This is a genomic window from Pseudomonas sp., assembly GCF_035512415.1.
In the GTDB taxonomy this organism is placed as follows: Bacteria; Pseudomonadota; Gammaproteobacteria; order Pseudomonadales; family Pseudomonadaceae; genus Aquipseudomonas.
The window spans coordinates 40778-64857 of record NZ_DATKDZ010000043.1 but is presented as its reverse complement, the minus strand read 5'-3'; the positions used below and the strand labels follow the sequence as shown (position 1 = coordinate 64857).

Annotated in this window: 16 protein-coding genes and 1 pseudogene; 2 read left to right on the top strand and 15 right to left on the bottom strand. The window is 61.4% G+C overall.

Annotated features, from left to right (window positions below; genetic code table 11):
- Nucleotides 1–30 precede the first annotated feature (30 nt).
- The 8 genes and pseudogenes from VMP31_RS21515 to VMP31_RS21475 all read right to left on the bottom strand — a co-directional run bounded on the left by VMP31_RS21515 (nt 31) and on the right by VMP31_RS21475 (nt 10212).
- A complete protein-coding gene (locus VMP31_RS21515) occupies nt 31–2199 on the bottom strand; it encodes a catalase (protein WP_325509742.1) in 2169 nt (722 codons plus the stop codon).
- 382 nt (nt 2200–2581) lie between these two features.
- Nucleotides 2582–3130 carry a pyridoxamine 5'-phosphate oxidase family protein gene (locus VMP31_RS21510; protein WP_325509741.1) on the bottom strand — a complete coding sequence of 183 codons (549 nt, stop codon included), beginning with the start codon at nt 3128–3130 and terminating at the stop codon, nt 2582–2584.
- A gap of 35 nt (nt 3131–3165) precedes the next feature.
- The gene (locus VMP31_RS21505; protein WP_325509740.1) at nt 3166–3654 is read right to left on the bottom strand and encodes a hemerythrin domain-containing protein; all 489 of its coding nucleotides are present in this window, start codon (nt 3652–3654) and stop codon (nt 3166–3168) included.
- Between the two features lie 205 nt (nt 3655–3859).
- The gene (locus VMP31_RS21500) at nt 3860–4828 is read right to left on the bottom strand and encodes a hypothetical protein (protein WP_325509739.1); all 969 of its coding nucleotides are present in this window, start codon (nt 4826–4828) and stop codon (nt 3860–3862) included.
- A gap of 669 nt (nt 4829–5497) precedes the next feature.
- The gene (locus tag VMP31_RS21495) at nt 5498–7555 is read right to left on the bottom strand and encodes a pyridoxamine 5'-phosphate oxidase family protein (protein WP_325509738.1); all 2058 of its coding nucleotides are present in this window, start codon (nt 7553–7555) and stop codon (nt 5498–5500) included.
- Nucleotides 7556–7609: 54 nt separating this feature from the next.
- Nucleotides 7610–8239, bottom strand: coding sequence for a glutathione S-transferase (locus VMP31_RS21490; protein ID WP_325509737.1), 630 nt, complete (start codon nt 8237–8239; stop codon nt 7610–7612).
- A 152-nt stretch (nt 8240–8391) separates the two neighbouring features.
- Nucleotides 8392–9275 (bottom strand): annotated as a pseudogene (locus VMP31_RS23500) (LysR family transcriptional regulator).
- A 22-nt stretch (nt 9276–9297) separates the two neighbouring features.
- Nucleotides 9298–10212, bottom strand: coding sequence for a LysR family transcriptional regulator (locus VMP31_RS21475; protein WP_325509735.1), 915 nt, complete (start codon nt 10210–10212; stop codon nt 9298–9300).
- A gap of 348 nt (nt 10213–10560) precedes the next feature.
- Here VMP31_RS21475 and parS point away from each other — a divergent pair, with 348 nt between their 5' ends.
- The gene (parS, locus tag VMP31_RS21470; protein ID WP_325509734.1) at nt 10561–10917 is read left to right on the top strand and encodes a type II toxin-antitoxin system Xre/ParS family antitoxin; all 357 of its coding nucleotides are present in this window, start codon (nt 10561–10563) and stop codon (nt 10915–10917) included.
- A gap of 116 nt (nt 10918–11033) precedes the next feature.
- Here parS and VMP31_RS21465 read toward each other — a convergent pair whose 3' ends face one another.
- From VMP31_RS21465 to VMP31_RS21445, 5 genes are all read right to left on the bottom strand, one after another.
- Nucleotides 11034–12719: a diguanylate cyclase domain-containing protein gene (locus tag VMP31_RS21465; RefSeq protein ID WP_325509733.1), complete on the bottom strand. Its 1686-nt coding sequence runs from the start codon at nt 12717–12719 to the stop codon at nt 11034–11036.
- Nucleotides 12720–13085: 366 nt separating this feature from the next.
- On the bottom strand, nt 13086–14489 hold the full coding sequence (locus VMP31_RS21460) for a TolC family protein (protein ID WP_325509732.1): 1404 nt from the start codon (nt 14487–14489) through the stop codon (nt 13086–13088).
- On the bottom strand, nt 14486–17665 hold the full coding sequence (locus tag VMP31_RS21455) for an efflux RND transporter permease subunit (RefSeq protein WP_325509731.1): 3180 nt from the start codon (nt 17663–17665) through the stop codon (nt 14486–14488). The genes VMP31_RS21460 and VMP31_RS21455 overlap by 4 nt, the downstream gene beginning before the upstream one ends.
- 116 nt (nt 17666–17781) lie before the next feature.
- A complete protein-coding gene (gene mexE, locus VMP31_RS21450) occupies nt 17782–19023 on the bottom strand; it encodes a multidrug efflux RND transporter periplasmic adaptor subunit MexE (protein ID WP_325509730.1) in 1242 nt (413 codons plus the stop codon).
- Nucleotides 19024–19249: 226 nt separating this feature from the next.
- Entirely contained in the window at nt 19250–20164 is a 915-nt protein-coding gene (locus tag VMP31_RS21445; protein WP_325509729.1) for a LysR family transcriptional regulator, read from the bottom strand.
- Between the two features lie 248 nt (nt 20165–20412).
- Here VMP31_RS21445 and VMP31_RS21440 point away from each other — a divergent pair, with 248 nt between their 5' ends.
- The gene (locus VMP31_RS21440) at nt 20413–21438 is read left to right on the top strand and encodes a zinc-dependent alcohol dehydrogenase family protein (RefSeq protein WP_325509728.1); all 1026 of its coding nucleotides are present in this window, start codon (nt 20413–20415) and stop codon (nt 21436–21438) included.
- Nucleotides 21439–21630: 192 nt separating this feature from the next.
- Here the strand turns inward: VMP31_RS21440 and VMP31_RS21435 are convergent, their stop codons facing one another.
- Together VMP31_RS21435 and VMP31_RS21430 are read right to left on the bottom strand one after the other, a co-directional pair.
- Nucleotides 21631–22593 (bottom strand): ribose-phosphate diphosphokinase, encoded by a 963-nt coding sequence (locus VMP31_RS21435; RefSeq protein ID WP_325509727.1) that lies wholly within the window; start codon nt 22591–22593, stop codon nt 21631–21633.
- A gap of 210 nt (nt 22594–22803) precedes the next feature.
- The gene (locus tag VMP31_RS21430; RefSeq protein WP_325509726.1) at nt 22804–23700 is read right to left on the bottom strand and encodes a vitamin K epoxide reductase family protein; all 897 of its coding nucleotides are present in this window, start codon (nt 23698–23700) and stop codon (nt 22804–22806) included.
- Nucleotides 23701–24080 lie beyond the last annotated feature (380 nt).

The window sequence follows — 24080 nt, the reverse complement described above, 5'->3', positions numbered from 1 at the left end:
CTACATAGGCGGTCTACACCGCAGGCTGGCTTAAGCCACGATGGCATCCAGGTCCGGACGCTCGGTTATGCGGTGTTTGGCGATGCTGGAGAGAAAGCTTTCGACAAAATCGCCGTTGGCCATCTTCCCGGATGCGGTAATAACCCCGGGGCCTTGAAAGGCTGGCCCCTGGTTACCGCTGGGGCGGGCAGCCTTGTCGATCAGCATGGCTCCGTCGTCGGTGGCGGCGATGGGCTTGCCGTGCTTATAGGCCTCTTTGACGAACAGCAGGGCCTGGGCATTCTTGCAGAGCTCGTCAACGCTCTTGGTTCCACCCGGCACATACACGGCATCGAACTGCACTGAGCCGACGGTGGGCAGGCTGTGGTCCACCCTGAGGGTTTTCCCCGTGCCGCTGCGGATCTCGCCCAGTTGCGGGGCAATCACTTTCAGCGTGGCACCTGCTGCGAGTAAGGCGGCGCGCAGGGTTTCGATGGTCGTGGCGTCAACGTCGTTGGCCGCCAGTACCGCCACTTTGCGCCCGGCTATGGAGTCGGTGCGGGTAGTGGCCATGCTTAGCGCGGCGTCCATCGCGGGTTTATCCGTGCGCGGCAGGCTTTCGGCGCCCGTCGGTGGTGGCGGCACAGCCATGCCCAGGCCGTCGGCTACCCGTTGCGCCAGTGCGGCGTCGACCTGAGTCAGGTTCGCCACCATGCGCTCGCGGATGGCCGGCACGCTGACCTTGCCCAGCTCGAAGCAGAAGGCGTCGACGATATGCGCCTGTTCCCAGGCGGCCTGGCTGCGCCAGAACAGCGCCGGCTGGGAGAAGTGATCGGCAAAGCTGGGGCTGCGCACCCGGGCTTTGGCACCCTGAATCGGCTCGGCATGGCTGACGAAGCCACCTTGCTCCCAAGGGCGCTGCATCGGGCAACCGCCGCCCAGGGTGTTTGGCTCGTAACTGACGCGGCCCTTGATGATGTCCTGGCGCATATGGCCGTCGCGCTGGTTGTTGGCCACCACTGCAATGGGCCGATTGATCGGTATTTCATGGAAGTTGGGGCTGCCCAGGCGGGACAGCTGGGTGTCGGTGTAGGAAAACAGCCGGCCCTGCAGCAACGGGTCATTGCTGAAGTCGATACCGGGCACTAAGTGGCCAGGATGGAAGGCCACCTGCTCGGTTTCCGCAAAGTAGTTGTCGGGGTTGCGGTTCAGGGTCAGCTTGCCAATCAGCTGCACCGGCACCAGGGACTCGGGAATCAGCTTGGTGGCATCGAGCAGGTCGAAATCGAACATATGCTCGTCGGCTTCGGCGACGACTTGTACGCCCAGCTCCCACTCGGGGTAACGCCCTTGGTCGATGGATTCCCAAAGGTCGCGACGATGAAAGTCGGCGTCTTTACCGGCCAGCTTGACCGCCTCATCCCAGACCAACGAATGCACGCCGAGTAGCGGTTTCCAATGGAATTTGACGAAGCTTGCGTTGCCAGCGGCGTCGATAAAACGGAAGGTATGCACGCCGAAGCCTTCCATCATCGCGAAGCTGCGCGGGATGGCGCGGTCCGACATCAGCCACATCACGGTGTGGCTGGTTTCCGGCACCATGGAGATAAAGTCCCAGAAGGTATCGTGGGCGGACGAGGCCTGGGGGATTTCGTTATGCGGCTCGGGTTTGACGGCATGCACGAGGTCGGGGAACTTGATTGAATCCTGGACGAAGAACACCGGCATGTTGTTGCCGACCAGGTCGAAGTTGCCCTCTTTGGTGTAGAACCTGACCGAGAAGCCGCGCACATCGCGAGCCGTATCCATGGAGCCACGCGAACCGGCCACGGTGGAAAAACGCACAAAGACCGGGGTTTTCAGGCTCGGGTCCTGGAGAAAACCGGCTTTGGTCAGGCCGCTCATCGACTCGTACACCTCAAACTCACCATGGGCACCGGCACCGCGCGCATGCACCACGCGTTCAGGGATGCGCTCATGGTCAAAGTGCATGATTTTTTCGCGCAGGATGTGATCTTCCAGCAGCGTCGGGCCGCGCTCACCGGCACGTAGCGAGTTCTGGTTGTCGCTGATCAGCAAACCCTGGTTGGTCGTAAGCGATTCGCCCGGCTCATCGGCGAGCACAGCCGCAGCCTGCTCAGAGCGGTTGGCATCGGCCGGGGACGGATCAAGACCGGTCAGGTTCTGAGTAACGGGGTCGTCGTTATTGCGCTTGCTCATGGGAACGCTCCTTGCAAAATTGAGCGTGGTAAGCGTTCACCTGAAACCTAGGGTGAAGACTTCCACCACGCCATATGGGCGGCGGTATTCGGTCGGGAAGGGCGCAAAGCACCGGAGCACGCCCGAGGGCGATCAGCAGAAGCGCTGGATGCTCAATTCTTCCGCTTTCAACACAGAGGAGTGCGCCTAATCCGGTCGCAGATAAACCAGATTTCGTCGCGGTCATTGGGGGGCGGAAAATTGGCATCGCAGGTTTGCGCGCGGTTGTGCAGCCCCCGCACCCGGTAGGCATTAGCCGTTGAAAAGCCACTGTCTAGGGGCAAGACTTGGGGCCGGGCCTGCATCTCTTCGACGCGCAGATAAGGCCCTTGCTCAGAGATCATCATGTCGTCGTCTCCGACGCATTCAGCTTCCAGGCAGGGGGTAGCTCGACGCAGTGAATCCCAGGTTTTGCGGACGGCGTTTTGGCACCAAACACCGAGCTCAGCAGCGCAAACAAACGCGCCACCAGGCTCGGCGGGGCATGCCAGTAGACCGCCGATTGCGGGGTGAACTTGAGTAGCGCCTGGTTGTTCAGCTGCGCTTGCGCAATAAAACGGGGCGAGTTGATATGCCCGAGCCAGATAGCCCCCAGCAAGTACTCGGAGGATAAATCCTCGGCGTAAAGCTCTGCTCGCCCGGTTAGAGAGACGCGTCTCGTCCGACCCGGATCGGAGAAACTCAGGTTGATACTCGGCAGGTTCGCTGCAGGCAGGCACAGCGGATCGGTGAAGAACCACAGTGCCCCGCAATCGTCCATTTCCCAGCGCGACATAGGGCTGCTGAGCAGGGCACCATGCTCATCAATACCGCTGAGCGTGGCCACAGACATACTTTTCATCATGCTGCGCAACTGCGATAGCTGCGCGCCGGGTTGGCTTTGAGTATTCACTGAAGACTCCTGGGTCAGGATAGAGACAGAGCGCGCTAACCGCGTGCGGCCATCAGCTCTGCTTTACGCTCGGAGAGCTGGTCGCCCAGAGCCTTCATATCCAGATCAGTGGATTTGGCTTTCGGGAACATTTCGTTCTGTTCTTCTTTAACGTGATGTTTGACGTATTCGGCCAATACTTTGATCTTCGCGTCGAACATCTCACCATCGGGTTCTATGCCTTCAACCTGGGCAATCAAATCCTTTAGGGTGGCGTGTTCGACAGTTGCCTCGGGAACCAGTTCCTTATCTTTCAAGGCCAGTTTTACCGCTGGGTAGAAAATCTCTTCTTCAACCTGGGCATGCACGCTTAGTTCGGTGCAGATCTGCGCGACCAGTTGTTTTTTCTTGTTCGCCGAACGGGCTTTTTCATATTCGGCAAATAGATCGTCGACCAGTTTGTGATCGGCACGCAGCAAGGTGGTGGCGTCCTGTCTTTTAGCAGGGCTAACAGATACTGCGGTTTTTTTCGCTGTAGTCGTCATGTGTGTGTGTTCCTTTAAGTGGAATGTCACTGCGATATGTACCTAGGAAAACCCTGGAGCCGGCAGCCTCGTTAAAAGGCAGGTGGGCCCACAGTTTCCTAGAACACAAAGATGGCCAGCAGGATGATGATGGGAATTGGAATCCCGAGAAATAACAGCAGTAGTGAGCGCATAGCAGTCTCCGGTTATTGAATGGAAGGCGTGATCAGGCGTCGCGCTGACGACCGCCATAGGGAGCAGCGAAACTGGCAACGAAGGCACCAATCAGCAACGAGATAAACAACCAGATCGCTGCATAGGCAGAGGTCTTGCGGGCGCTATCGGCGGCTTCTCGTGCGCTGGTTTCTGCTTCGCTGAGGCTGGCTTGTACCCGTGTAAAGGTCTCGCTTACCCGCTGCTCGGCTTGTTGCTGAGTCAGACCGGTGCGCTGGGCGACCACCTGGCCGACATAGCTGATGTCTTCTTCGGGCATGGCGTTGGTACGCACCGAGTTCATAAAGATGCGCGTCACTTCTGCCATGGAAACAGCGGTTTCCTGCTGCGGCGTCAAGGCGCTCGGCTCACTGCCCAACGGGGTGGCCATGGCGTTCATGTCACGGCGAAACAGGGTGTCGAGGAAGTAGCCAATGGCACCACTGTTGCTCTCGTCAGTCGCCATTTCTGAGCCTGCGGCCACGCCGCCGGCAGTCGCTACCATCGCGGTAGTGGCAATACCACCGGCCACAGCAGCCCCAGCCTGGACACCACCGTTGACGATGGAGCCGATCACCGAGGTGAGCAAAGTCGCCGTTGCAAGGGAGGCAACCGCCCAGGCCAGGAAGCCGTGCGCGGTATCGCGGAAGTACACCTCGTCGGTGTGCACTTCAACCCACTTGGTCCGCAGACGGCCTGCCAGGTAGCCACCCATACCGGCGGCCAGCAGTTGGGTCAGGGTGACCCAGATGATCGTACTTACGCTGAACGTCGTGGCGCTGATCCCATCGTTGGCCCACGGCGATATCGACGACAAGCCCAGGCCGGTGCCAAGTATCAACAGGATCAGGGAGAGTGCTGCCGCTGCCGCTGCACCGGCGAATATGGCACCCCAGGAAACCGCACTGACTGAGAGTTGCGGCGTGTCGACGGCTGTTCTCACTGAGCCGTATATCGGGTTCTGTTCACTTATTGTATTCATGGCAATCTCGATTGAACCGAACGTCGCGCGAGATTGCAGCGAGCCGGGACCAAGACCATTACATCGGGTAAAAACAGTGTCGGTGCGATAGCGCGCAAAGGCACTTTGCTATTAAGCGGCTCTTTGTAGTGTGCGCTGTAGTGCTTATACAGTGGTATATCGCTGATTAGCCATGAGCGGACTTTAAGTTCGGTAACGCACTTATATCCGTTTGTGAGCGGTATTCAATTCTACTTGGCGCAACGTACTATCACGGGATGCGGATTTATTCCGGATTTGCTCATTCAGGCCCGTAATTGGCGGATTAAACGACACATATGCGAAGACTGGATGGGGGTGTCGATGCGGTATATCTGATCTAGAACGATGGGTCACTCAAGCGGTGTTGAATGGCTGGTTTGGCAAATCACGCCTAATCAACTCGAATAACAATCCTGCTTAAAAACCCATTGAAAAATGTTTCAAACTATTTAGGGCTGATAAGGGCAGGGCACTCGTGGAACACTCCGGTGCTGATATCAACTGGGGCAGCATATAGCTCGACTCCCGCTCCGTGGCGAGGCAGAACCCAGGTGATGAGTCGATGGCCGCGCCTCTTTCCGGGGGCGCTGCATCGGCACTCCATCGCGCGGCGGCTTGGTGTTGTAGGTGCATGGCGTGGTTGCCTCGCTACAGATCAAGGACCAGGGGTTGGATGCCGTTTTCATCCTCTGCCGGCACGGCGCAGCAGATCAGCACCATATCGTCCTCGGGCATTTCCGCGGGCGGATTGGGGTAGTGCACCTTGCCGCTGATCCGGCGCGTCCGGCAGGTGCCGCATGAACCTCCACGGCAGCTGAAGTCGGGCGACAGGCCGCGGCTCTCGGCAAGCTCCAGCAGGCTGCCGCTTTGTGATGTCCAGCGCGCCTCCTTGGCTGACCCGGCGAAATACACCGGCACAGGTGCGCTTGCGGCCGGTGGCTGAACCAGCGTTGGGCGTTGCTCATCACCCTGGCGGCGTAGCGTCGACGGGCCAAAAGCTTCGGCATGGATGCGCGCGTCCGGGATATTCACGCTGCGCAGGCCGCCGTACATATCCTGGGTGAAGCTGGCCGGGCCGCAGAGGTAGAAGTCGTAGTCGTCGAGCGGCAGATGGGCCTTGATCTGGTTGAAGGCCAGACGCCCCGATATTTCATAGTCCACGCCCAGAAGCGCGCCGGCATCAGGGTTGCTCAGGGCGCGCTGAAGATGCAGCAGGCCTGCGGCGCGTTGCGTCAGTTGCCTGAGCTCGTTCTGAAACGGCAGCTCCTGTGTGGTTCTACCGCCCTGGAACAGATAAACCGGCTGAGCTCGCTGCTGCGTGCTGATTTGCTCGACCAGCTCGCGAGCCATGGACAGCAACGGCGTAATACCCACGCCGGCACCGATCAACACCACCGGCCGCGGGCTATCCGTCTTCAGGGTAAAGCTACCGAGGGGCGGGCGGATCTCCAGGATGTCACCCACCTGCAGGTGCTCATGGAGATGGCGCGAAGCTCGGCCCTGCGCCTTTACGCTGATACGAATGTGGCCATCGGAAGGGGCGCTGGAAACGCTGTAGGTACGGATCAGTACATCGCTCTGGCCAGGCTGCAGGCGAATGGGGATGTGCTGGCCCGCAAGAAAGGTTACCGCTGCGCCGTCCAGGGGTTCGATAAACAGCGAGCGAATGTCCAGGCTTTCCTGCTCCACGCGGCTTACGCGCCACGGCTGCCACTGCTTGCGTTGTTCACTCAGGCGCAGGCGTTGCTCGGCGTCCGCCCAGGTACCGGTCATCAGGCTGGTCGGTGCGAACGCCTGGAAGTCCCAGCGGATGGAAACCGCCGCCGGACGCAGCACTACCTGCTCCACATCGAAACGCCACAAGCGCTCGGCACCCTCGAAGGCTGCGATCAGCGGGCTTTGCAGAATCAGTTCGGTACGCCCGCTGAGCTGCAGCATGTCGCCGCTGCTGAAGTCGACGAACAGCAGCCCAGCCTTGGGGTTCAGCTCAAGATTGCCCAGGGTGTTGAAGTGCAGGTTGCCGGCGTAATCCGGGATGGTCAGGCGGTTGCCGTCCACCTTGATAAAACCAGGCCGACCGCCGCGATGGGAGACATCCACCGAGCGTTGCAGGTCGTCGTGCTCAAAATAGCTGGCGACGAAGAAGGTGTCGGCGTTGCCGATTATCTCGCTGGCGCGCGGGTCCAGCGCCGTTGAGTTCTGACGCGCAGGCTTGCCTGCCGGGGCCTGGGGAACTCGCGCGTAAGTGCGCTGCTGGATGTACTGCGGGCAATTGCCGAAGGCATGTTCCACGGCGATATCCAGACGGTTCGCCGTCGCCTGGGTGATCACTCCGTTGATGCGATTTCTGCGCCGGGTGTGCAGCTCGATGCCGAGCATGCCGATGGCCTGACCCGCTTGCAGCCCAGAGGCGGCCGGGTCCTGGGGATCTGGGGTGGTGGCGAGCGACAGGCGCTGCGGGTCGGGGGAGTAGGCAAAGCCTTCCGGCCCTTCGATCAGGGTGGCCCAGGGCCGCCCCTCGGCATCCACCGCGCCAACGACCATAAAGGGAAGCTGGTGGTAGAAATCGCGGTGCTGGTCGGGCATGTAATCGCGGATAACCTTCTGGCCGAAGATTTCCATCCGCTCAGCCACGCCGACCTTTTCTTGCAGCGCTTTTTCACCGGCATGCCAGGGCGAGTGGCGGTGTTTGGGGAGGTGATCCATGGGCGGGCACTCCTCGAGTGAGCTGCCGGGGAGTGCCGGCAGCGTGCGGCTTGCTCAGTTCGCCTGCAGGCCGGCGGCGGTGCGTGGCATGGGCACGAAGCCAGGAAGCGCTTCGACCCGCGCCAGCCAGGCGCGCAGGTTGGGGTAGTCCTGCAGCGACACATTGCCTTCCGGGGCATGGGCGATATAGGCGTAGTTGGCTACGTCAGCTATGGTGGCAGTTGGGCCGGCCAGGAACGGCGTGGTGGCCAGTTCGCCCTCCATCACCTTGAACAGGACGTGGGCGCGGTTGATTACCTCTTCGGCATTGAACGCCGCAGCGAATACGGTAATCAGGCGCGCGGCAGCCGGGCCGAAGGCCACCTGGCCTGCGGCCACCGACAACCAGCGTTGCACCCGCGCCGCTGCCAGTGGCTCATCGGAGAACCACTGGCCGTCGCCGTATTTCTTCGCCAGGTAGACCAGGATTGCGTTGGAGTCGCTGACCACGGTGCCGTTGTCGTCGATTACCGGCACCTGGCCGAAGGGGTTCAGGGCGAGGAACTCGGCCTGCTTGTGCGCGCCGTTGGCAAGGTCGACAAATACCAGCTCGGTCGGCAGCTTGAGCAGCGAGAGCAGCAGCTCGACGCGGTGGGCGTGGCCGGACAGGGGGTGGCGATAGAGTTTGATGGCTGCTTGGGTCATGTTGAAGCTCCGCATTGGCTGAGAGAAGCAGCGTTGAGTCGAACCGGCTGGTTCTCACGCTGATGGGGCATGCTGCGCCCGGATGCGCTGAAGCAGAATCGCCATGCAGGGCAATGGATAATTTCACTTTCTGCAAGAAAGGCGGCCAGCACTCAGTGGCGAAACGCCGGGTGGCTGCGCAGGCGCGGCACCGCGAAGTCGAGGAAAGTACGCACGCGCGTGCAGGCTTTGCGACCCTCGCGGTAGATCAGCTGCGCTGGCAGCTCTGGCACGGCGAAGGCCTCCAGCACCGGCTCAAGCAGCCCGCTGTGCAGCTCCTCATGGGCCTCGTAGCTCATGCAGCGCACCAGCCCGAGCCCCGCAACAGCGGCGCGAATGGCGGCCTGCTGAGTGGTGCAGGTCAGCACGGGGGCTGTCTTGGCCGCTCGGTTCGCCGGATTGCCGTGCAAACGCCAGTCGCTCCCGTCGCCCATTGAGGTGGCGAGAACGCTGCGATGGTCCTTCAGAGCGTCCGGAGTGTCTGGCCGGCCCCAGCGGGAAAGGTACCCAGGCGACGCGCAATAATCGGCGCTACATGGCCTACCGACACGGCGAATCCGGACGAATCCGGGAGATGGCCAACCACAAAGGCAACGTCGATGCCTTCCTCAAGGAGCTTGGGCATGCTTTCCCGGGAGCGGGTACGCATCTGCACATCGGGAAAGGCGTCGAGGTAAGCGAGTGCTATCGGCATAAACACCTGGTGCGTCAGCAGCAGCGGCAGCGATACCGTCAGTTGTCCGGCAGGGTGGCGATGGATGCCGGCGACAGAGCGCTCCGCCTCGGCGATTTCCGCGAGGATCAGCCGGCAACTGGCGGCAAACCTTTCCCCCGCAGGGCTCAGGCTGGCCCCCCGCGGACTGCGCAGCAGCAGTACCGTGCCCAGGCGCGCCTCCAGCGCCGCCAGTGTGCGCGTGATGGTGGCCGGTGCCAGGTTCAGATGGCGCGCCGCCGCTGCCAGGCTGCCTGTTTGCGCCACCGCCTCGAACACCTGCATCTCGTGGTATCGGTTCACCCAGCTACTCCGACCCGGCGCGCCGTAGCGCGGGGTTTGTCAGCAGCCGGCCATAGCAATGGTCGACAAAGGTGCGCACCTTGGCAGAGGCCTGTCTGCCGCTCTGGTAAAGCACATGCACCGGCAGCGGCGGGGTGGCGAAGGCATCGAGCACGATCTCGAGTTCGCCCTTGGCCACAAATTCGGCGACCTGATAGGACAGCACCCGGGTAAATCCCCAGCCCATGCGCGCTGCGTTGATCGCCGCCTGATTGGAACTGACCACCAGGCGCGGTTGCGGCGTCACGGCAACGCCGCCGTCCGGTCCATCGAAATGCCAGGTGGTGAGCAGGGGGCTGGCCGAGGACATGGCAATCTGCGCCGTCTGCAGAGCCTCCGGGCAACTCGGCCGGCCAACCCGATCAAGAAACCCCGGCGCAGCGCAGATCACCGGGCGAATTTCCCCGACCTTGAGTGCATGAAAATTGCCTTCGGGAAGCTGGCCGATGCGTATGGCCACATCCACGCCTTCATCGACCAGGTTAACCAGGCGGTCGACCAGCAGCGCGTTAACCGTCACTTCGCTGTGCGCGGCCAGGTAATCGCTGATCAGTGGAATCAGAAACAGCTCGCCGAACATCACCGGCGCGGTCACCGTCAGGTTGCCCCGCGCCCTGATGCTGCTGCCGGCGGCCAGTTCTTCCGCCTCTTCCAGCTCCAGCAGAATGCGCTTGCAGTCCTCCACATAACGCCGACCGGCTTCGGTAAGGCGCAGGCTGCGTGTACTGCGCGCCAGCAGCACGGTGCCGAGGCGTTGCTCCAGCGCCGCGATGGCGCGCGTCGCACTCGGTGGCGAGATCCCCATCAGCTTGGCCCCACCGGCGAGGCTTTCCGCTTCGGTCACGGCCAGCAGCACTTTCATTTCCTGGAACCTATCCACGGTCACCCTCATGGCGAAAATTCATTAAGCGGCCTCCAGCGCGGCACCGGAGTAGGGGGGCCAGTCAGCAGCAAATATATCTGTGACCTTTTCTATGGTGAAAGGGGGATTCGATGAATAGGGATACGTGCGGAGGCAGTTCCGCCCCTGCTCAATGGCAGTACCGCTGCCTTGGCAGAAGGCCTACGCTTCATTTGATGGATTAATCCAGTCATTTGACGGGATGATGATGAGTACTTCAACGACTGCCCGGCAACCGGCCAGAAAAAAGACGAATTGCGTAGCGTTGGGGTCGCTGAATTTTGGGACTTCAGCTCAAGTTGCGACTTGCTCAAAGAATCAGAGCGCTTGCTCCAGATTAAAGAAGGCTTCTCTGCTTACCTTGTCCACGCTATTCGCGTGACCTTTGACCTTCAAGAGCGCAACTTGGCAACGCTGCTAAATGCCTCCATCTCCACGCTCGAACGGCTGATGCGCGAGCAAAAACCGCTGGACTCCGTGGCCTCCGAACGCCTGGATCGAATTGCTGCCGTTGCTCATCTGGCCGACGCGGTTTTCGAGAGCAGAGAGGCGGCCGCGCAATGGATGTCCAAGCCGAACAAGGCTCTGGGTGGAAGTACGCCTATTATGCTGTGCGAAACCGAGATTGGAGCCAAGCAGGTTCGCCGAGTGCTTCAAGCCCTGGAGTGGGGCGGCGCTGCCTGATGCTGGCTTGGCGAATTGCGAAAGCTAACTGCTGTTTGGCCAGTGAAATGGCGTAACGGCTTTTGTTGGAAATTCAGGCATCAATCTTGACGGTGTGCCCATTTAGGGCTTTCTGGTTAAAGACGGTGCAGAGTACGGCTTTGAGCCAACGCCTTAGCCGCGTTTTTCTGCTGGTACATGGCGATATCGGCCTGTTGCAGCAGTTCGCGCGCTTCGGGCGTATGACCGTCGCTTAGGCTCATGCCGATACTGGCACCGACCTCGAATTGTTTGCCGTCGAGAAAGATGGGCGCGTTAATCGCCTGACGCAGACGCTCGCCTAAGACATCCCCGGCGGCCTGGTCGGTGATCTGCTCGGCGACCACGATAAACTCGTCGCCGCCGAAGCGGGCGACGAAATCACCGCCGCGGGCAACTTCTTTGAGCCGTTCGGCGATGACCTTAAGGACCTGATCGCCGACATCATGACCGTGGTTATCGTTAATCGGTTTGAAGCCATCCAGATCGATCATCAGCAACGCCAGGCTTTTTCCGCTACGCGCAGCGCGCAGCATGGCGGCCCGCAGGTGTTGCTCTAAGCCGCTGCGGTTGGCCAGCCCGGTGAGCGGGTCGTGGCTGGCCATCTCCTCCAGTCGACTATTGGCCTCGGCCAGTTCCTGGGTGCGGCTGGCAACGCGCTGTTCCAGGACGCTTTCCTGCTCGCGTAAGGTACGCAGCATTTCCTGCTGGGCCCGTTCCTTCTGCCGTTTGAGTTCGTTGAAGCGCGCAGCAAGGCCCAGCGATAGTAATAGCATTTCCAGCGCCGAACCGATCTGCAAGCTGTAGAGGGTGGCGACGTTGGATGGCAACAGGCCCAGGTTGCGTAGCGCGAGCATCGAGGTGCCCAGCAGCAGCAGAGACCAGGCGACGACAAAAATCCAGGCACCTAGCACCCGTTGCAGCGCGCAGCTGAGACCGCAAAGGAGTAGGAGAAAGGCGATCAGAATGCCGAACAGCGACATCGTATAAAGCGCCTGTTGCAACGGCATCAGCAGCGCTGCCAGCACCACCAGCCAACCTATGGCTGTGCCAGCTAACAACAGACGATTCCAGCGCGGAGAAAAGCGCGGCGTATCCAGATAACTGCGGGTGAACATGATCGCCAGAGTGGAGGCGAGGGTGAACCCCACCGGCAGAATGCGGCTGGCCGAGCTGCCCAACTCAGGCCACAGGTAGAGCGCACCGATGCCATTGAAGGCGATGACTGCGGCACCATAGCTGAAGGTGAACAAAGCGTACAGCAGGTACGACGCATGACGAATGGAAAAGAACAGCAGCAGGTTATACAGGCCCAAAGCGAGCAAACTTCCGTAGTAGGCGGCCATCATCACGTAGGACAGGTCGCTGTTCTCATAGAAGGCCTGTCGCGACCACAGATTGCTGTTGAGCGTCATGCTGCCCTGGGACTGAACATGCAGATACAGGGTAATGCGCTCGCCAGGTGCCAGCTGCAGCGGAAACATCGGCAGACGATGACGTACCGTGCGTTCGGCGGCAGGCAAGGTAGCGCCGGCACGCGCCACCTCGATGCCGCTGGCGCGCACCTGGTAGAGCGTGACCCTGTCCAGATAGGCATATTCCAACGCGAGAATACGCTCGACGGGCTGTGCGGCGACCGACTGTAAGTCGACCCGGAGCCAGACCTCATCGCGGATATAACTGAGTTGCAAGTCGCGCCGCTCGTGCGCCAGCACGAAGCGCTGCCCAAGCTGTTGCACCTGTGCCAGGGTCAGCTCGCCAGGTGGGGCGCGTAGATAGGCCATATAAGGATCAAGCGACAATATCGATTGGGTCGCATCAATAAGCACCGGCGGTGCCTGAGGGGGGGACGCAAGCGCGACAGAAGCCAGGCCGGGGCTCAGAAATACCAGGCACAGGTATAAATTGTTGAGAACCCTGCGAATGCTAATACCTCACCCCCGGTGGTGACCGCATGCCTATTAACAGCCTAGCAGGTTGCCCTTGCTGGGAGGTTCTAAAGGTCTGCAAACCCTGAGGAGGGGATGGTGCAAGGTTGTCCGCCAGCCTGGCAGCGCCGGATAAGCAAAAAAAGCCCCACGGCAAGGAGCAACTGCCGTGGGGCGGGAAGGGGTTGGCTAGGCCAACCGGGGGAGAGTCTGCAAGCAGGTCTAGGCGTTAGGCTGCCACCCGCCGCCAAGGGCCTTGTAGATGGCGACGATGCCGCGATAGAGCTCAACTTCCGCCTGGGCCTGGGCGTCTTCGGCGCTCAGGCGTTCACGTTCGGCGTCGAGCAGCACGAGGAAGTCCACCTCACCTTCGCGGTAGCGCACGCGGGCTTGTTCGGCAGCGGCGCGGCTGGCTTCGGATTGGCGCAGCAGGGCCAGCAGGCGCTGTTGGCGTTTGCCGTAATCGCTAAAGGCGTTGGCCGATTCCTCCAGGGCCAGCAGCACTTGCTGTTCATAGTTGGCCAGTGCGCCATCGGCTTCGGCTTCGGCCCCGCGCAGGCGTGCACGCACGCTGCCCAGGTCAAACGCTGCCCAACTGATGGTGGGAGCAAGGCCCCAGGCTTGCGCCGCAGATGAACCCAGCTGCGAACCACGCCCGGCGGTAAAGCCGAGGAAGCCGGACATGCTCACCCGTGGAAACAGATCCGCCGTGGCCACGCCGATATTGGCGGTGGCGGCGGCCAGTTGCCGTTCTGCGGCGCGGATATCCGGGCGGCGACGCAGCAATTCGCCCGGGTCACCAACCGGTAGGGCCTTGGCGATGGCGGGTAGATCCTGAGCCGAGAGGTCCACGCTCAGTTGGTCCGGGCGCTGGCCGAGCAGGGTAGCGATACGGTGTATGGCGCGCTGCTGTTCGGCCTGCAATTGCGGCAGGCTGGCTTCGGTGCCGGCCAGGCGTGCGTCGCTGCGCAGTACATCCAGCTGGCTACCTACGCCGGCTTCACGCAGTTGCTCGGTAATGGCGCGGGATTCCTGCTGGTTTTTCAGGTTGTCGCGGGCGATACGTTCACGCAGTTGCGCGCCGCGCAGGCTGCCGTAGGCATCTACCAGTTCGGCGATCAGGCTGACCTGCAGCTGTTGGTAATCCGCTTCGGCTACATCCAACTCGGCATCGCTGGCTTCCAGTTGGCGCTGAATACGGCCAAACAGGTCCAGCTCCCAGAGCATGTCCAGGCCCAGGTCGTAACGTTCGCCGCGCACGCGTTGCTCGGTCACGCCGGGTTGCTGAGCCTTGCCGAATTCACCACTGGCACGGCTGGTGATGGTCGGCAATTGATCGTTGCCGATGTCATCACGGATGGCCTGGGCCGCACGCAGGCGGGCGAAGGCCACGCGCAGTTGGCGGTTCTCCTGCAGGGACTGTTGCACCAGCTGGTTGAGAACCGGGTCATCGAACTGCTGCCACCAGCTGGTTTCGAAACGCGAGCGGTCGTAGTTGCTGCTTTGTGCGCTGCTCAGTGTGCCGGCATCCATCTGCGGGGCCTGGTAGTCCGGGCCGACGGCGCAAGCCGTCAGTGCCAGAGTCAACAGGCTGATGGCCAGAGGCTTGGCGTTGAGAGTCTTCATACCTGCACCTCCTGCAAACGCGCCACTTTCTGCGCTTCGCGCTTCTCCACAAAGGCGCGGATCAGCACATAGAACAGCGGGGTCAGCAGCAGGCCGAAGAAGGTCACGCCGAGCATGCCGGAAAATACCGCAACACCCATGGCATGGCGCATCTCAGAACCGGCGCCGGAGGACAGTACCAGCGGCACCACACCCATAATGAAGGCGAAACTGGTCATCAGAATCGGCCGCAGACGCAGGCGGCAGGCTTCCAGCACCGCGCTGACGCGGTCCATGCCTTCTTCCTGTTTCTCCTTGGCGAACTCGACGATCAGGATGGCGTTCTTACAGGCCAATCCCACCAGCACGATCAGTCCGATCTGGGTGAAGATGTTGTTGTCGCCTCCCGCCAGGATCACCCCAGTGATGGCCGACAGCAGGGTCATCGGCACGATCAGGATCACCGCCAGCGGCAGGCTCCAGCTTTCGTACTGGGCGGCCAGCACCAGGAAGGCCAGCAGCACGCAGAGCGGGAAGACGAAGATCGCGCTGTTACCGGCCAAAATCTGCTGGTAGGTCAGGTCGGTCCACTCGAAGCTCATGCCGTTGGGCAATTCTTCCTTGAGCAGTTTGGCGATCGCCGCCTCGGCCTGTCCGGAGCTGTAGCCGGGGGCTGCCGCGCCGTTGATTTCGGCGGTGAGGAAGCCGTTGTAGTGCATCACCCGATCCGGACCTGAGCTGGCGCTGACCTTGAGGAAAGCTGACAGCGGGACCATTTCGCCACGGTTGTTGCGCACCTTGAGCTGGCCGATCTGTTCCGGCTCCAGTCGGAACTGCTGCTCGGCCTGCACGTTGACCTGATAGGTACGGCCAAAGCGGTTGAAGTCGTTGGCGTACAGCGAACCCAGGTAGATCTGCATGGTGTCGAAGATGTCACTGATCGCCACGCCATGGGTCTTGGCCTTTTCGCGGTCGATGGCAGCATCGATCTGCGGCACGTTGACCTGATAGCTGGTGAACACCGACATCGGATCCAGTTCCGGCAGCTGGCGCGCCTTGGCGATAACGTTCTGGGTTTGCAGGTACAGCTCGTCATAACCGAGGTTGCCACGGTCCTGCACCTGCAGGCGGAAGCCGCCGATGGTGCCCAGGCCTTGCACCGGTGGTGGCGGGAAGATCGCCAGGTAGGCTTCCTGAATCCCACCGAACTGGCCGTTAAGCTCAGCGGCAATGGCCCCGGCGGACATGTTCTCGTCCTTGCGCTGGTCGAAGTCTTTTAGGGCGACGAAGACGATGCCGCTGTTCGGGCTGTTGGTGAAGCCGTTGATCGACAGGCCCGGGAAGGCGATGGTGTTGGCCACGCCAGGGTGCTTGCCGGCGATTTCCGACATTTGTTTCATCACATCTTCGGTGCGATCTAGGGTCGCGGCATCTGGCAATTGGGCGAAGGCCACCAGGTACTGCTTGTCCTGCGCCGGTACAAAGCCGCTCGGCGTGGTGGCAAACCCCAGGTAGGTCAGACCGATCAGCCCGGCGTAGACGAACAGGGCGATGCCGCTGCCGCGCAGCACGCGCTTCACGGTGCCGACATAGCCATGGCTGGCGCGGTCGAACACCCGGTTGAAGGGTTTGAACAACCAGCCGCCAAACAGCTTGTCGAGCAGCTTGGAGAAACGATCCTTCGGCGCGTCGTGGCTTTTCAGCAACACGGCGGCCAGGGCAGGGGACAGGGTCAGCGAGTTGATCGCCGAGATCACCGTGGAGATGGCGATGGTCAGGGCGAACTGCTGATAGAACTGTCCGGTAAGCCCGGAGATAAAGGCCGTAGGAATAAACACCGCGCACAGCACCAGAGCCGTAGCGACGATAGGTCCGGTCACTTCCTTCATCGCCTGCTTGGTGGCTTCCACCGGGGTTTTACCCAGGCCGATATTGCGTTCGACGTTTTCCACCACGACGATGGCGTCGTCCACCACGATGCCGATGGCCAACACCAGACCGAACAGCGACAGGGCGTTGAGCGAGAAGCCAAACATATGCATCACGGCGAAGGTGCCAATCAAGGACACCGGCACGGCGGCCAGCGGGATGATCGAGGCGCGCCAGGTTTGCAGGAACAGAATCACCACCAGCACCACCAGGATGATGGCTTCGAGCAGGGTGTGCACCACCGCCTCGATGGAGCCACGCACGAAGATGGTCGGGTCATAGACGATTTCGTAGTCCACGCCTTGCGGGAAGCTCTGCTTCAGCTCGGCCATGCGTGCGCGCACCGCATCGGAAATCTCGATGGCGTTGGAACCAGGGCGCTGGAACACCGGGATGGCGACTGCGGGTTTGTTGTTCAGCAAGGAACGCAGGGCGTACTGGCTGGAGCCCAGCTCGATCCGTGCGATGTCTTTCAGGCGAGTGATTTCGCCGTTCTCACCGGCGCGGATAATGATGTTTTCGAACTCTTCCTCAGTGACCAGACGGCCCTGGGTGTTGATCGACAACTGAAAGCTATTGCCCGCATCCGACGGCGGCGCGCCGAGCGAACCAGCAGCGACCTGGCGGTTCTGCTCGCGGATAGCGTTGACCACGTCGGCGGCAGTCAGGTTGCGCGAGGCCACCTTGTTCGGGTCGAGCCAGACGCGCAGCGAGTAGTTGCCCAGACCAAACAGTTGCACATCACCGATGCCATCCAGACGCGCCAGCTCATCCTTGATATTGAGCGCGGCGTAGTTGGACAGATACAGCATGTCGTAGCGGTCGTCCGGCGAGGTCAGGTGCACGACCATGGTCAGGTCGGGCGAGGCCTTGTCGACGGTCACGCCGAGACGCTGCACTTCAGTGGGCAGGGTCGGCATGGTGCGGGTTACGCGGTTCTGCACCTGCACCTGGGCTTTATCCAGATCGGTGCCGAGGGCGAAGGTCAGGGTCAGGGTCATCTTGCCGTCGGCAGTACCCTGAGACGACATATAGAGCATGCCTTCCACACCGGTAATTGCCTGTTCCAAAGGCGAGGCAACGGTTTCACCGATCACCTTGGGGTTGGCACCGGGGAAGGCTGCACGTACCACCACAGTGGGCGGCACCACTTCCGGGTATTCGCTGATCGGCAACTGGAACAGCGATATGGCCCCGCCAATCAGGATCAGCAGTGACAGCACGGCGGCGAAGATCGGCCGCTGAATAAAGAATTGCGAGAAATTCATGGTCGTGTTCCCGTCAGCTGTTGCGCAATGGCATGGCGTACGCCAATCGGTTCCCTCGCCCCTCTGGGGAGAGGGTTAGGGAGAGGGGAGCGGTCTGATTGCATGGTCATGGTCCGTTAGCTACGGGGCGTCGAAGGCGATGGTGGGTTCTTGACCGCAACCCGGCGGCTGTTCTGGCGTTCGATGGCCTGGCGTTGTTCGGTCAGCAGTGCTTGGGTCTTTTCATCGGCCATGGGCACGCTTTGCGGATCCACCGTGGAACCTGGGAAGGCGCGCTGCAGACCGTTGACCACGATCTTCTCGCCCTTGGCCAGACCGTTGCGCACGATGCGCAGGCCTTCCAACTTCGGCCCCAGCTCAATGGCCCGGTACTGAACGGCGTTGTCCTTATCGAGCACCAATACGAACTTCTTGCCCAGGTCCGTGCCGACCGCTTCATCCTTGATCAGCGCCGCGGCGTACTGGCCACTGCCGACCAACTTGAGGCGGGCGTATAGGCCAGGTGTGAAGCGCCCGTCACGGTTGTCGAACACGGCGCGGCCACGAATGGTGCCGGTCTGCGGGTTGACCTGGTTGTCGAGAAAGTCCAGCTCGCCCAAGTGTGGGTGACCTTCTTCGCTGGACAGGCCCAGGTACACCGGGCTGGCATCGCGGGTCTGACCGCCGGCCTGGCGCGCCAGCTCCACGTATTTGAGGAACACGCGCTCATCGGCATCGAAATAGGCGTAAACCCTGTCGGTGCTGACCAGGGTGGTGAGCAGGCTTTGCCCGGCGTTGACCAGATTGCCTTCGGTGATTTCCGCACGACTCACGCGGCCATCAATCGGTGCGGTAACCCGGGTAAAACTGAGGTTGAGGCGTGCGTTGTCCAGTTCCGCCTGGATGCCGGCGACCGCGGCCTTGGCTTCTGCTGCGGCGCTGGTGCGGGCGTCGGCCAGTTCGGCGGAGATGGCGTTGCTCTGGCGCAGACGCTCGCCGCGATTGGCTTCGCTTTGCGTGCGTGAGTGGCTGGCGCGGGCTTGTTGCAGCTGAGCTTCGAGGCGTTTGACCTCGGCCTGGAACGGCCGCGGATCGATCTGGAACAGCAAGTCGCCTTTGCTCACCAGACGGCCTTCGTCGAAGGCTACCTGATCAATAAAGCCGGACACCCGTGGGCGAACCTCAACCGACTCTGGCGCTTCCAGGCGGCCGGTAAACTCGTCCCACTCGTTGATCGGTTGTTCGATAACTTCAGCCACGCTGACTTTTGCAGCGGGCATCTGTTGGGCGCTTTCCGGCGCTTTGCCGCAGGCGCTCAGTACCAGCACTGCGGCAAGAGCCAGGGGGAAATGCCAGAGATTTTTAGTGAACTGTTCCATGTGTACTTCCGCCAGAAGGTGTTGTGATGAGGCGGAGTCTGCTGCGGCGGGGCTAAAGCGACGAATCGAACGACTCGAAGATATGTATCACTCAGAATGATGGAGAGCTGGCTTGTATCGACAAGCCCGTATGTGGGCAAAGGGATGGGTAGGATGGGTGAGAACCCACCAATTGGCCGATGGGTTCTCACCCATCCTACGTTCTCAGCACCAATCTACGCTCTGCCTACAGGCTATCCGGGTCGCCACAAAACATCTGGATACGCGAGCGCAGCCAACGTTCCGCCGGGTCGTTGTCCTGGGCACCGCGCCAGGCCATATGCAGCTCGAAGGTCTGCGCCGGAATAGGCAGTTCCTCGGCGCGCACACCGCCGGCAGAGCTTAGGGCGGCAGCGGTGTAATCCGGCACAATGGCAAGGATATCGGTACCGGAGAGCAGGGTACCGAGGCCGTTGAACTGGGGCAGGGCGAGGACCACCCGACGCTTGCGGCCGATTTTCTCCAGCTCGCTATCGATAAAACCACTGAGGTCGCCGGCAAAGGACACCAGCGCGTGGGGCCGTGAGCAGAAATCATCCAGGCTTAGTGGGCCAGGCGCGCTATCGGCGCGCAGTAACTTCGGCTTGCTGCGGCGCAGCACCTTGCGTTTGGCATTGGCCGGCAGTTCATCGGTATAGGCCACGCCCACGGAAATCTCGCCAGAGGCCAGCAGGGACGGCATCAGCAAATAGTTGGTGCGGCGAATCACCAGCACCACCCCCGGCGCTTCGGCGCGCAGGCGCTTGATCAAAGGTGGCAGCAAGCCGAACTCGACATCATCCGACAAGCCAATACGAAACACTGCATTGCTGGTGGCCGGGTGAAACTCGGCGGCGCGGCTGACCGCAGTGGAGATTGAATCCAGCGCCGGCGAGAGCAGGGCGGCGATCTCCATGGCCCGCGCAGTGGGTTCCATGCTGCGCCCGGTGCGCACGAACAGCGGGTCGTCGAACAGGCTGCGCAGGCGGGCGAGGGCGGCGCTGATGGCCGGTTGACCGAGAAAGAGCTTTTCCGCGGCGCGGGTCACACTGCGCTCGTGCATCAGCGTTTCGAAGACGATCAGCAGGTTGAGATCGACGCGGCGCAGGTCGTTACGGTTCATCCGGGGTCCATTCAGGCGAGGCGCTTCAGTGCAGGCGTATCAGGCTAATGCCGAATGCCGCTGGCAGGCAATACATGGATGCGAATGATGCAGGCACGTCGATCATCACCGACAAGCATGGTGAATATCAGTCCCGCGCGGTGGTATTGCAGGCAAAGCCCGGATAAAGTCCGTGGCCATAAGCGGACGCCAAGATCGTAGTACAGTGGTTTTGCGCGTACCCAAAGGGTCAACCGACGAGGTTTGCTATGTCCCGCATCATCCGTTTTCATCAGTTCGGCGAGGCCGACGTCCTTAAAATCGAAGAGCGCTCGAACCCCACGCCCAGCGCTGGCGAAGTGCTGATTGACGTGGAGGCCGTGGGTGTCAGCTGGTACGACGTGCTCTGGCGGCAGAACCTGGGCCATACCGCGGCGCAGTTACCGGCGGGCCTCGGCCATGAACTGGCCGGTACGGTGTTGGCCGTCGGTGCCGGGGTCGATGACCTGAACGTGGGCGACCGGGTTGCCAGCTTTCCCGGGCACAATGCCAATCGTTATCCAGCCTATGCCGAGCAGGTGGTGCTGCCACGCAGCTCCCTGACCCGCTATCCAGACAACCTGACTCCGCAGCAAGCCAGCGTGCACTACGTACCATCGATGGTGGGCTGGTTCGGCTTTGTCGAACTGGCGAATCTGCAACCCGGCGAGACCGTACTGGTCACCGCCGCCAGCCGCTGCTGGGGCCCCTATATCGTGCAGATGGGCAAGGCCCTGGGTGCCCATGTAATCGCGGCCACGGCCTATGCCGAGGACAGCGATTTTCTCAAGCAACTGGGTGCCGACCAGATCATCCTCACCGAGGAGCAGGACCTGGTCAGCCGGGTCGGCAAACTCACCGATGGCCGTGGCGTCAATGTGGTGATGGATGCCCTCGGTGGGCCGCAGATGTGCCTGCTTGGCGATGCCCTGGCCCCGCGCGGCCGTTTGATCCTGTTCGATCTGCAAGGCGGCAACGAAACGCCGTTCCCGGCCTGCGCCGCGTTCCAGAAGAACATTCAGTTCTTCGTCCACTGCATCGGCAACTTCACCGGCAAGGAAGAACTGGGCATTCCCCAGGACAAGGCCGCGGTGGCCAAGGCCCTGCAGGGCATCAACCAGCTGACCGCCGATGGCGTGCTGTTACCCCTGGTCGACAAGGTGTTTGGCTTCGATGAGGTGGTGGCAGCCCACCGCTATATGGAAACCTGCCCGAGCCGCGGCCGGGTGTTGTTGCAGGTTGAAAAGGCGTCCTAGGGCAGAATCCTCGCTCGCACTCCAGCGTGGGTATGCAGTTGGCGACGCTCCGCGTCGCAGAGCTGGTGTGTATCTCCAGCGAAAACGTAGGGTGGACATGCCGAAGGCTTGTCCACCATTGGGTCATCGCGGTGGACAAAGCTTCGCTATGTCCACCCTACACAGTCGAACGCTTACATCCATCGCTGCGCCCTAGCGATCCACCCCATATTCCTCAGCCAATAACGCCGCCACCGCGGCGCTGGAATCGAGTATCTCCAGGCGCTGGGCCACCAATGCAGGGTCGAGGCGAAAGGGCGAAACTGTGTCGAAGACCACCAGCCGTTGCAATAGCGGGCTGTCGAGCAGGGCACTGCCGCCGGTGAACAGGCCATGTACCGCTCCCGCCCAGATATGCCGGGCACCGGCGGCCTGACAGGCCTCGGCGGCGCGCAGCAGGGTGGTGCCGGTGCTGATCAGATCATCGACGATAATCGCCGTCTTATCCCGTACCTCGCCGATCAACTGTGAATCCGTGACGCTGTCGTTGCGTCTGTGCTTGGCCATATAGGCGCTGGCCACCGGGCGGCCGATACGTTGCTGCAGGGCCCGGCGAAACAGTTCAGCGCGCTTGATTCCGCCGCTATCGGGGGATACCGCCACCACCTCGGCGTCCGTTAGCCCGGCGGCGAAGTGTTCGGCGAACAGCTCCGCGCCCGACAGGTTATGGCTGGGGATGCGAAAGGCATTGTCGAAGGCGGCCTCGCTGTGCACTTCCAGCGTCAGCAAGCGGTCCACCCCGCAGGCCTCGAACATGGCCGCCACATAGCGGGTAATGACCGGGTCCTGAAACTCGGTCCGGCGCTCCTTGCGCCCATAGCACAGGTAGGGGGCCATCACCTGCACGCGGCGCGCCCCGGCATCTTTCAATGCGCCGCAGAAGAACAGTAGGCGGCAGAGTTTGTCGTGGCCACTCTCTTCGGCATCGCCATGCAGCGAATGGAACACCAGCACCTGACGGCCATTGACCGGCTGCAGAGGCCGGCTCTTGTGTTCGCCGTCCTCGAACAGGCGCTCCTCATGCTCGGCCAGTTGCCAGCCGAGCCGCTGCACCACCCGCTCGGCATAGGCCTGGCTACCGTGCAGGGCGAAGATCAGGGGTATCTCGGACGGCATGGCGCAGCTCCCAGGCTGGAGGTAGTTCTAGAGCATCGTCTTTTCCGCGGTGCAGTCAAGCCGCCGAGGTGCGGCCTGTGGCCCCAGGGGAGGGCGTCTTGATATGCATCAAGACGCCGCCCGCCGGCTGCCGCATGTGGGGTTATTGAATGCGCCTTGCTCGGCCAGGCACGTATCGGCCAACATCCCGGAGGTCAGGCTCGGCACCGGCTAAGGCACTTCGGCAGCGCCCTGAGCCTGGGGTTTGAAGCGGGAATGACGCGCCAGCTCTTCGGCGCTGAGCACCTGCTGATAGCGCCGCCCGCGGATAATCCAGGTGGGGTAACCGCTGATATTCTCTTCAATACAGGCCCGAGCCAGCACGCCTTGGCGGCCATTCGGCGAGCACTCGACATAAGGCAATTGCTCGGCTGCAGGGCCAAACAGGCTTTTCTGTTCCTGACAGGCCGGGCACCAGAATGCACCGTAGAATTTTGCCTCGCTGCGCTGCAGATGGTCGGCCAGAGCCTGCAGTTGCGGATCGGCCCGCGGGGAAAGCAGGCCGCTGTAATAAAGGTGCAGCGCAGCAACGGCCAGCAAGGCGGTTATCCCGCTGCGCAGCAGCCAGTGGCGCAAGTCGGTGACGGTCGCCGATTTCGGCCAGATCTGGCTGGCACGCAGGAAAAACGCCGTGAGCAACGCCAACGACAGCAGACACCAGGCGCAGAAGACCGCCAGCTCAAGCCAGCCAACCAGCGTCAGGTACAGGCTGATGACCAGGCCCACCAGAGCAATCAGCCATAACCGCCGCCAGCGCTGCAAGCGGCTCGGTTGTCGCCAGGCAAACACCGCCAGCACTGCATAAAGGGCAAATCCCCAGAGCGCCAACGGCACACCCAGCACCCTGGACCAGCGACTTTGCTGAATCAACTGGCAAGACGAGCCCTGATCACAGAACGCTGGCGCAGCATCGCTCAAGGTGGTGAACGTCAGGTACCCACTAAGCAACATGCCGGATAAGGCCAGTAGCAACAGTATCCAGTCCGGCGCAGCAACCCGGGTTTTCTCGACCCCGACCTGGGACGCTGCAGCGGAGCGGTGAGCTTTCTTGCTGGTTTGTTTACGCATGGGCCAAGTCGATATTCAGAGGATTCAAGCAGCAGGCTAGCACTGAGGCTTTTGGCCTGACAATTTTGTTAGGCAGGCAAAGCAAGGCCTGAATTGAACATAACAGCCATTATGCGCAGCAAGACCCACGGTCTGTACTTCGCGCCAAGACTTCGTATAATGTATATTATGTTAAATATGATATGGAGTTACCGATACGAGATGCGCTTGCTGTCCTCTTGCGACTAAAGACGCCGTCGTTGCTGGCTATATAAGGACCGCTGCTTTCATCACTCGCTCCGCCTTGGATTGGTCTACGGCCGACCCCCGCACGGTTAGCGTGGTCGATAAGCATGGGCTCCCATCGAAGTTCGGCTCTGCGCATAACGTTCAACCTTCTG

Coding starts and splice junctions, on each gene's coding strand:
- VMP31_RS21435 (WP_325509727.1), bottom strand. CDS start 22,593: ATGCCGTCCGAGATACCCCTGATCTTCGCCCTGCACGGTAGCCAGGCC.
- VMP31_RS21500 (WP_325509739.1), bottom strand. CDS start 4,828: ATGAATACAATAAGTGAACAGAACCCGATATACGGCTCAGTGAGAACA.
- VMP31_RS21515 (WP_325509742.1), bottom strand. CDS start 2,199: ATGAGCAAGCGCAATAACGACGACCCCGTTACTCAGAACCTGACCGGT.
- VMP31_RS21455 (WP_325509731.1), bottom strand. CDS start 17,665: ATGAATTTCTCGCAATTCTTTATTCAGCGGCCGATCTTCGCCGCCGTG.
- mexE (WP_325509730.1), bottom strand. CDS start 19,023: ATGGAACAGTTCACTAAAAATCTCTGGCATTTCCCCCTGGCTCTTGCC.
- VMP31_RS21440 (WP_325509728.1), top strand. CDS start 20,413: ATGTCCCGCATCATCCGTTTTCATCAGTTCGGCGAGGCCGACGTCCTT.
- VMP31_RS21495 (WP_325509738.1), bottom strand. CDS start 7,555: ATGGATCACCTCCCCAAACACCGCCACTCGCCCTGGCATGCCGGTGAA.
- VMP31_RS21505 (WP_325509740.1), bottom strand. CDS start 3,654: ATGACGACTACAGCGAAAAAAACCGCAGTATCTGTTAGCCCTGCTAAA.
- VMP31_RS21445 (WP_325509729.1), bottom strand. CDS start 20,164: ATGAACCGTAACGACCTGCGCCGCGTCGATCTCAACCTGCTGATCGTC.
- VMP31_RS21465 (WP_325509733.1), bottom strand. CDS start 12,719: ATGGCCTATCTACGCGCCCCACCTGGCGAGCTGACCCTGGCACAGGTG.
- VMP31_RS21490 (WP_325509737.1), bottom strand. CDS start 8,239: ATGACCCAAGCAGCCATCAAACTCTATCGCCACCCCCTGTCCGGCCAC.
- VMP31_RS21430 (WP_325509726.1), bottom strand. CDS start 23,700: ATGCGTAAACAAACCAGCAAGAAAGCTCACCGCTCCGCTGCAGCGTCC.
- VMP31_RS21460 (WP_325509732.1), bottom strand. CDS start 14,489: ATGAAGACTCTCAACGCCAAGCCTCTGGCCATCAGCCTGTTGACTCTG.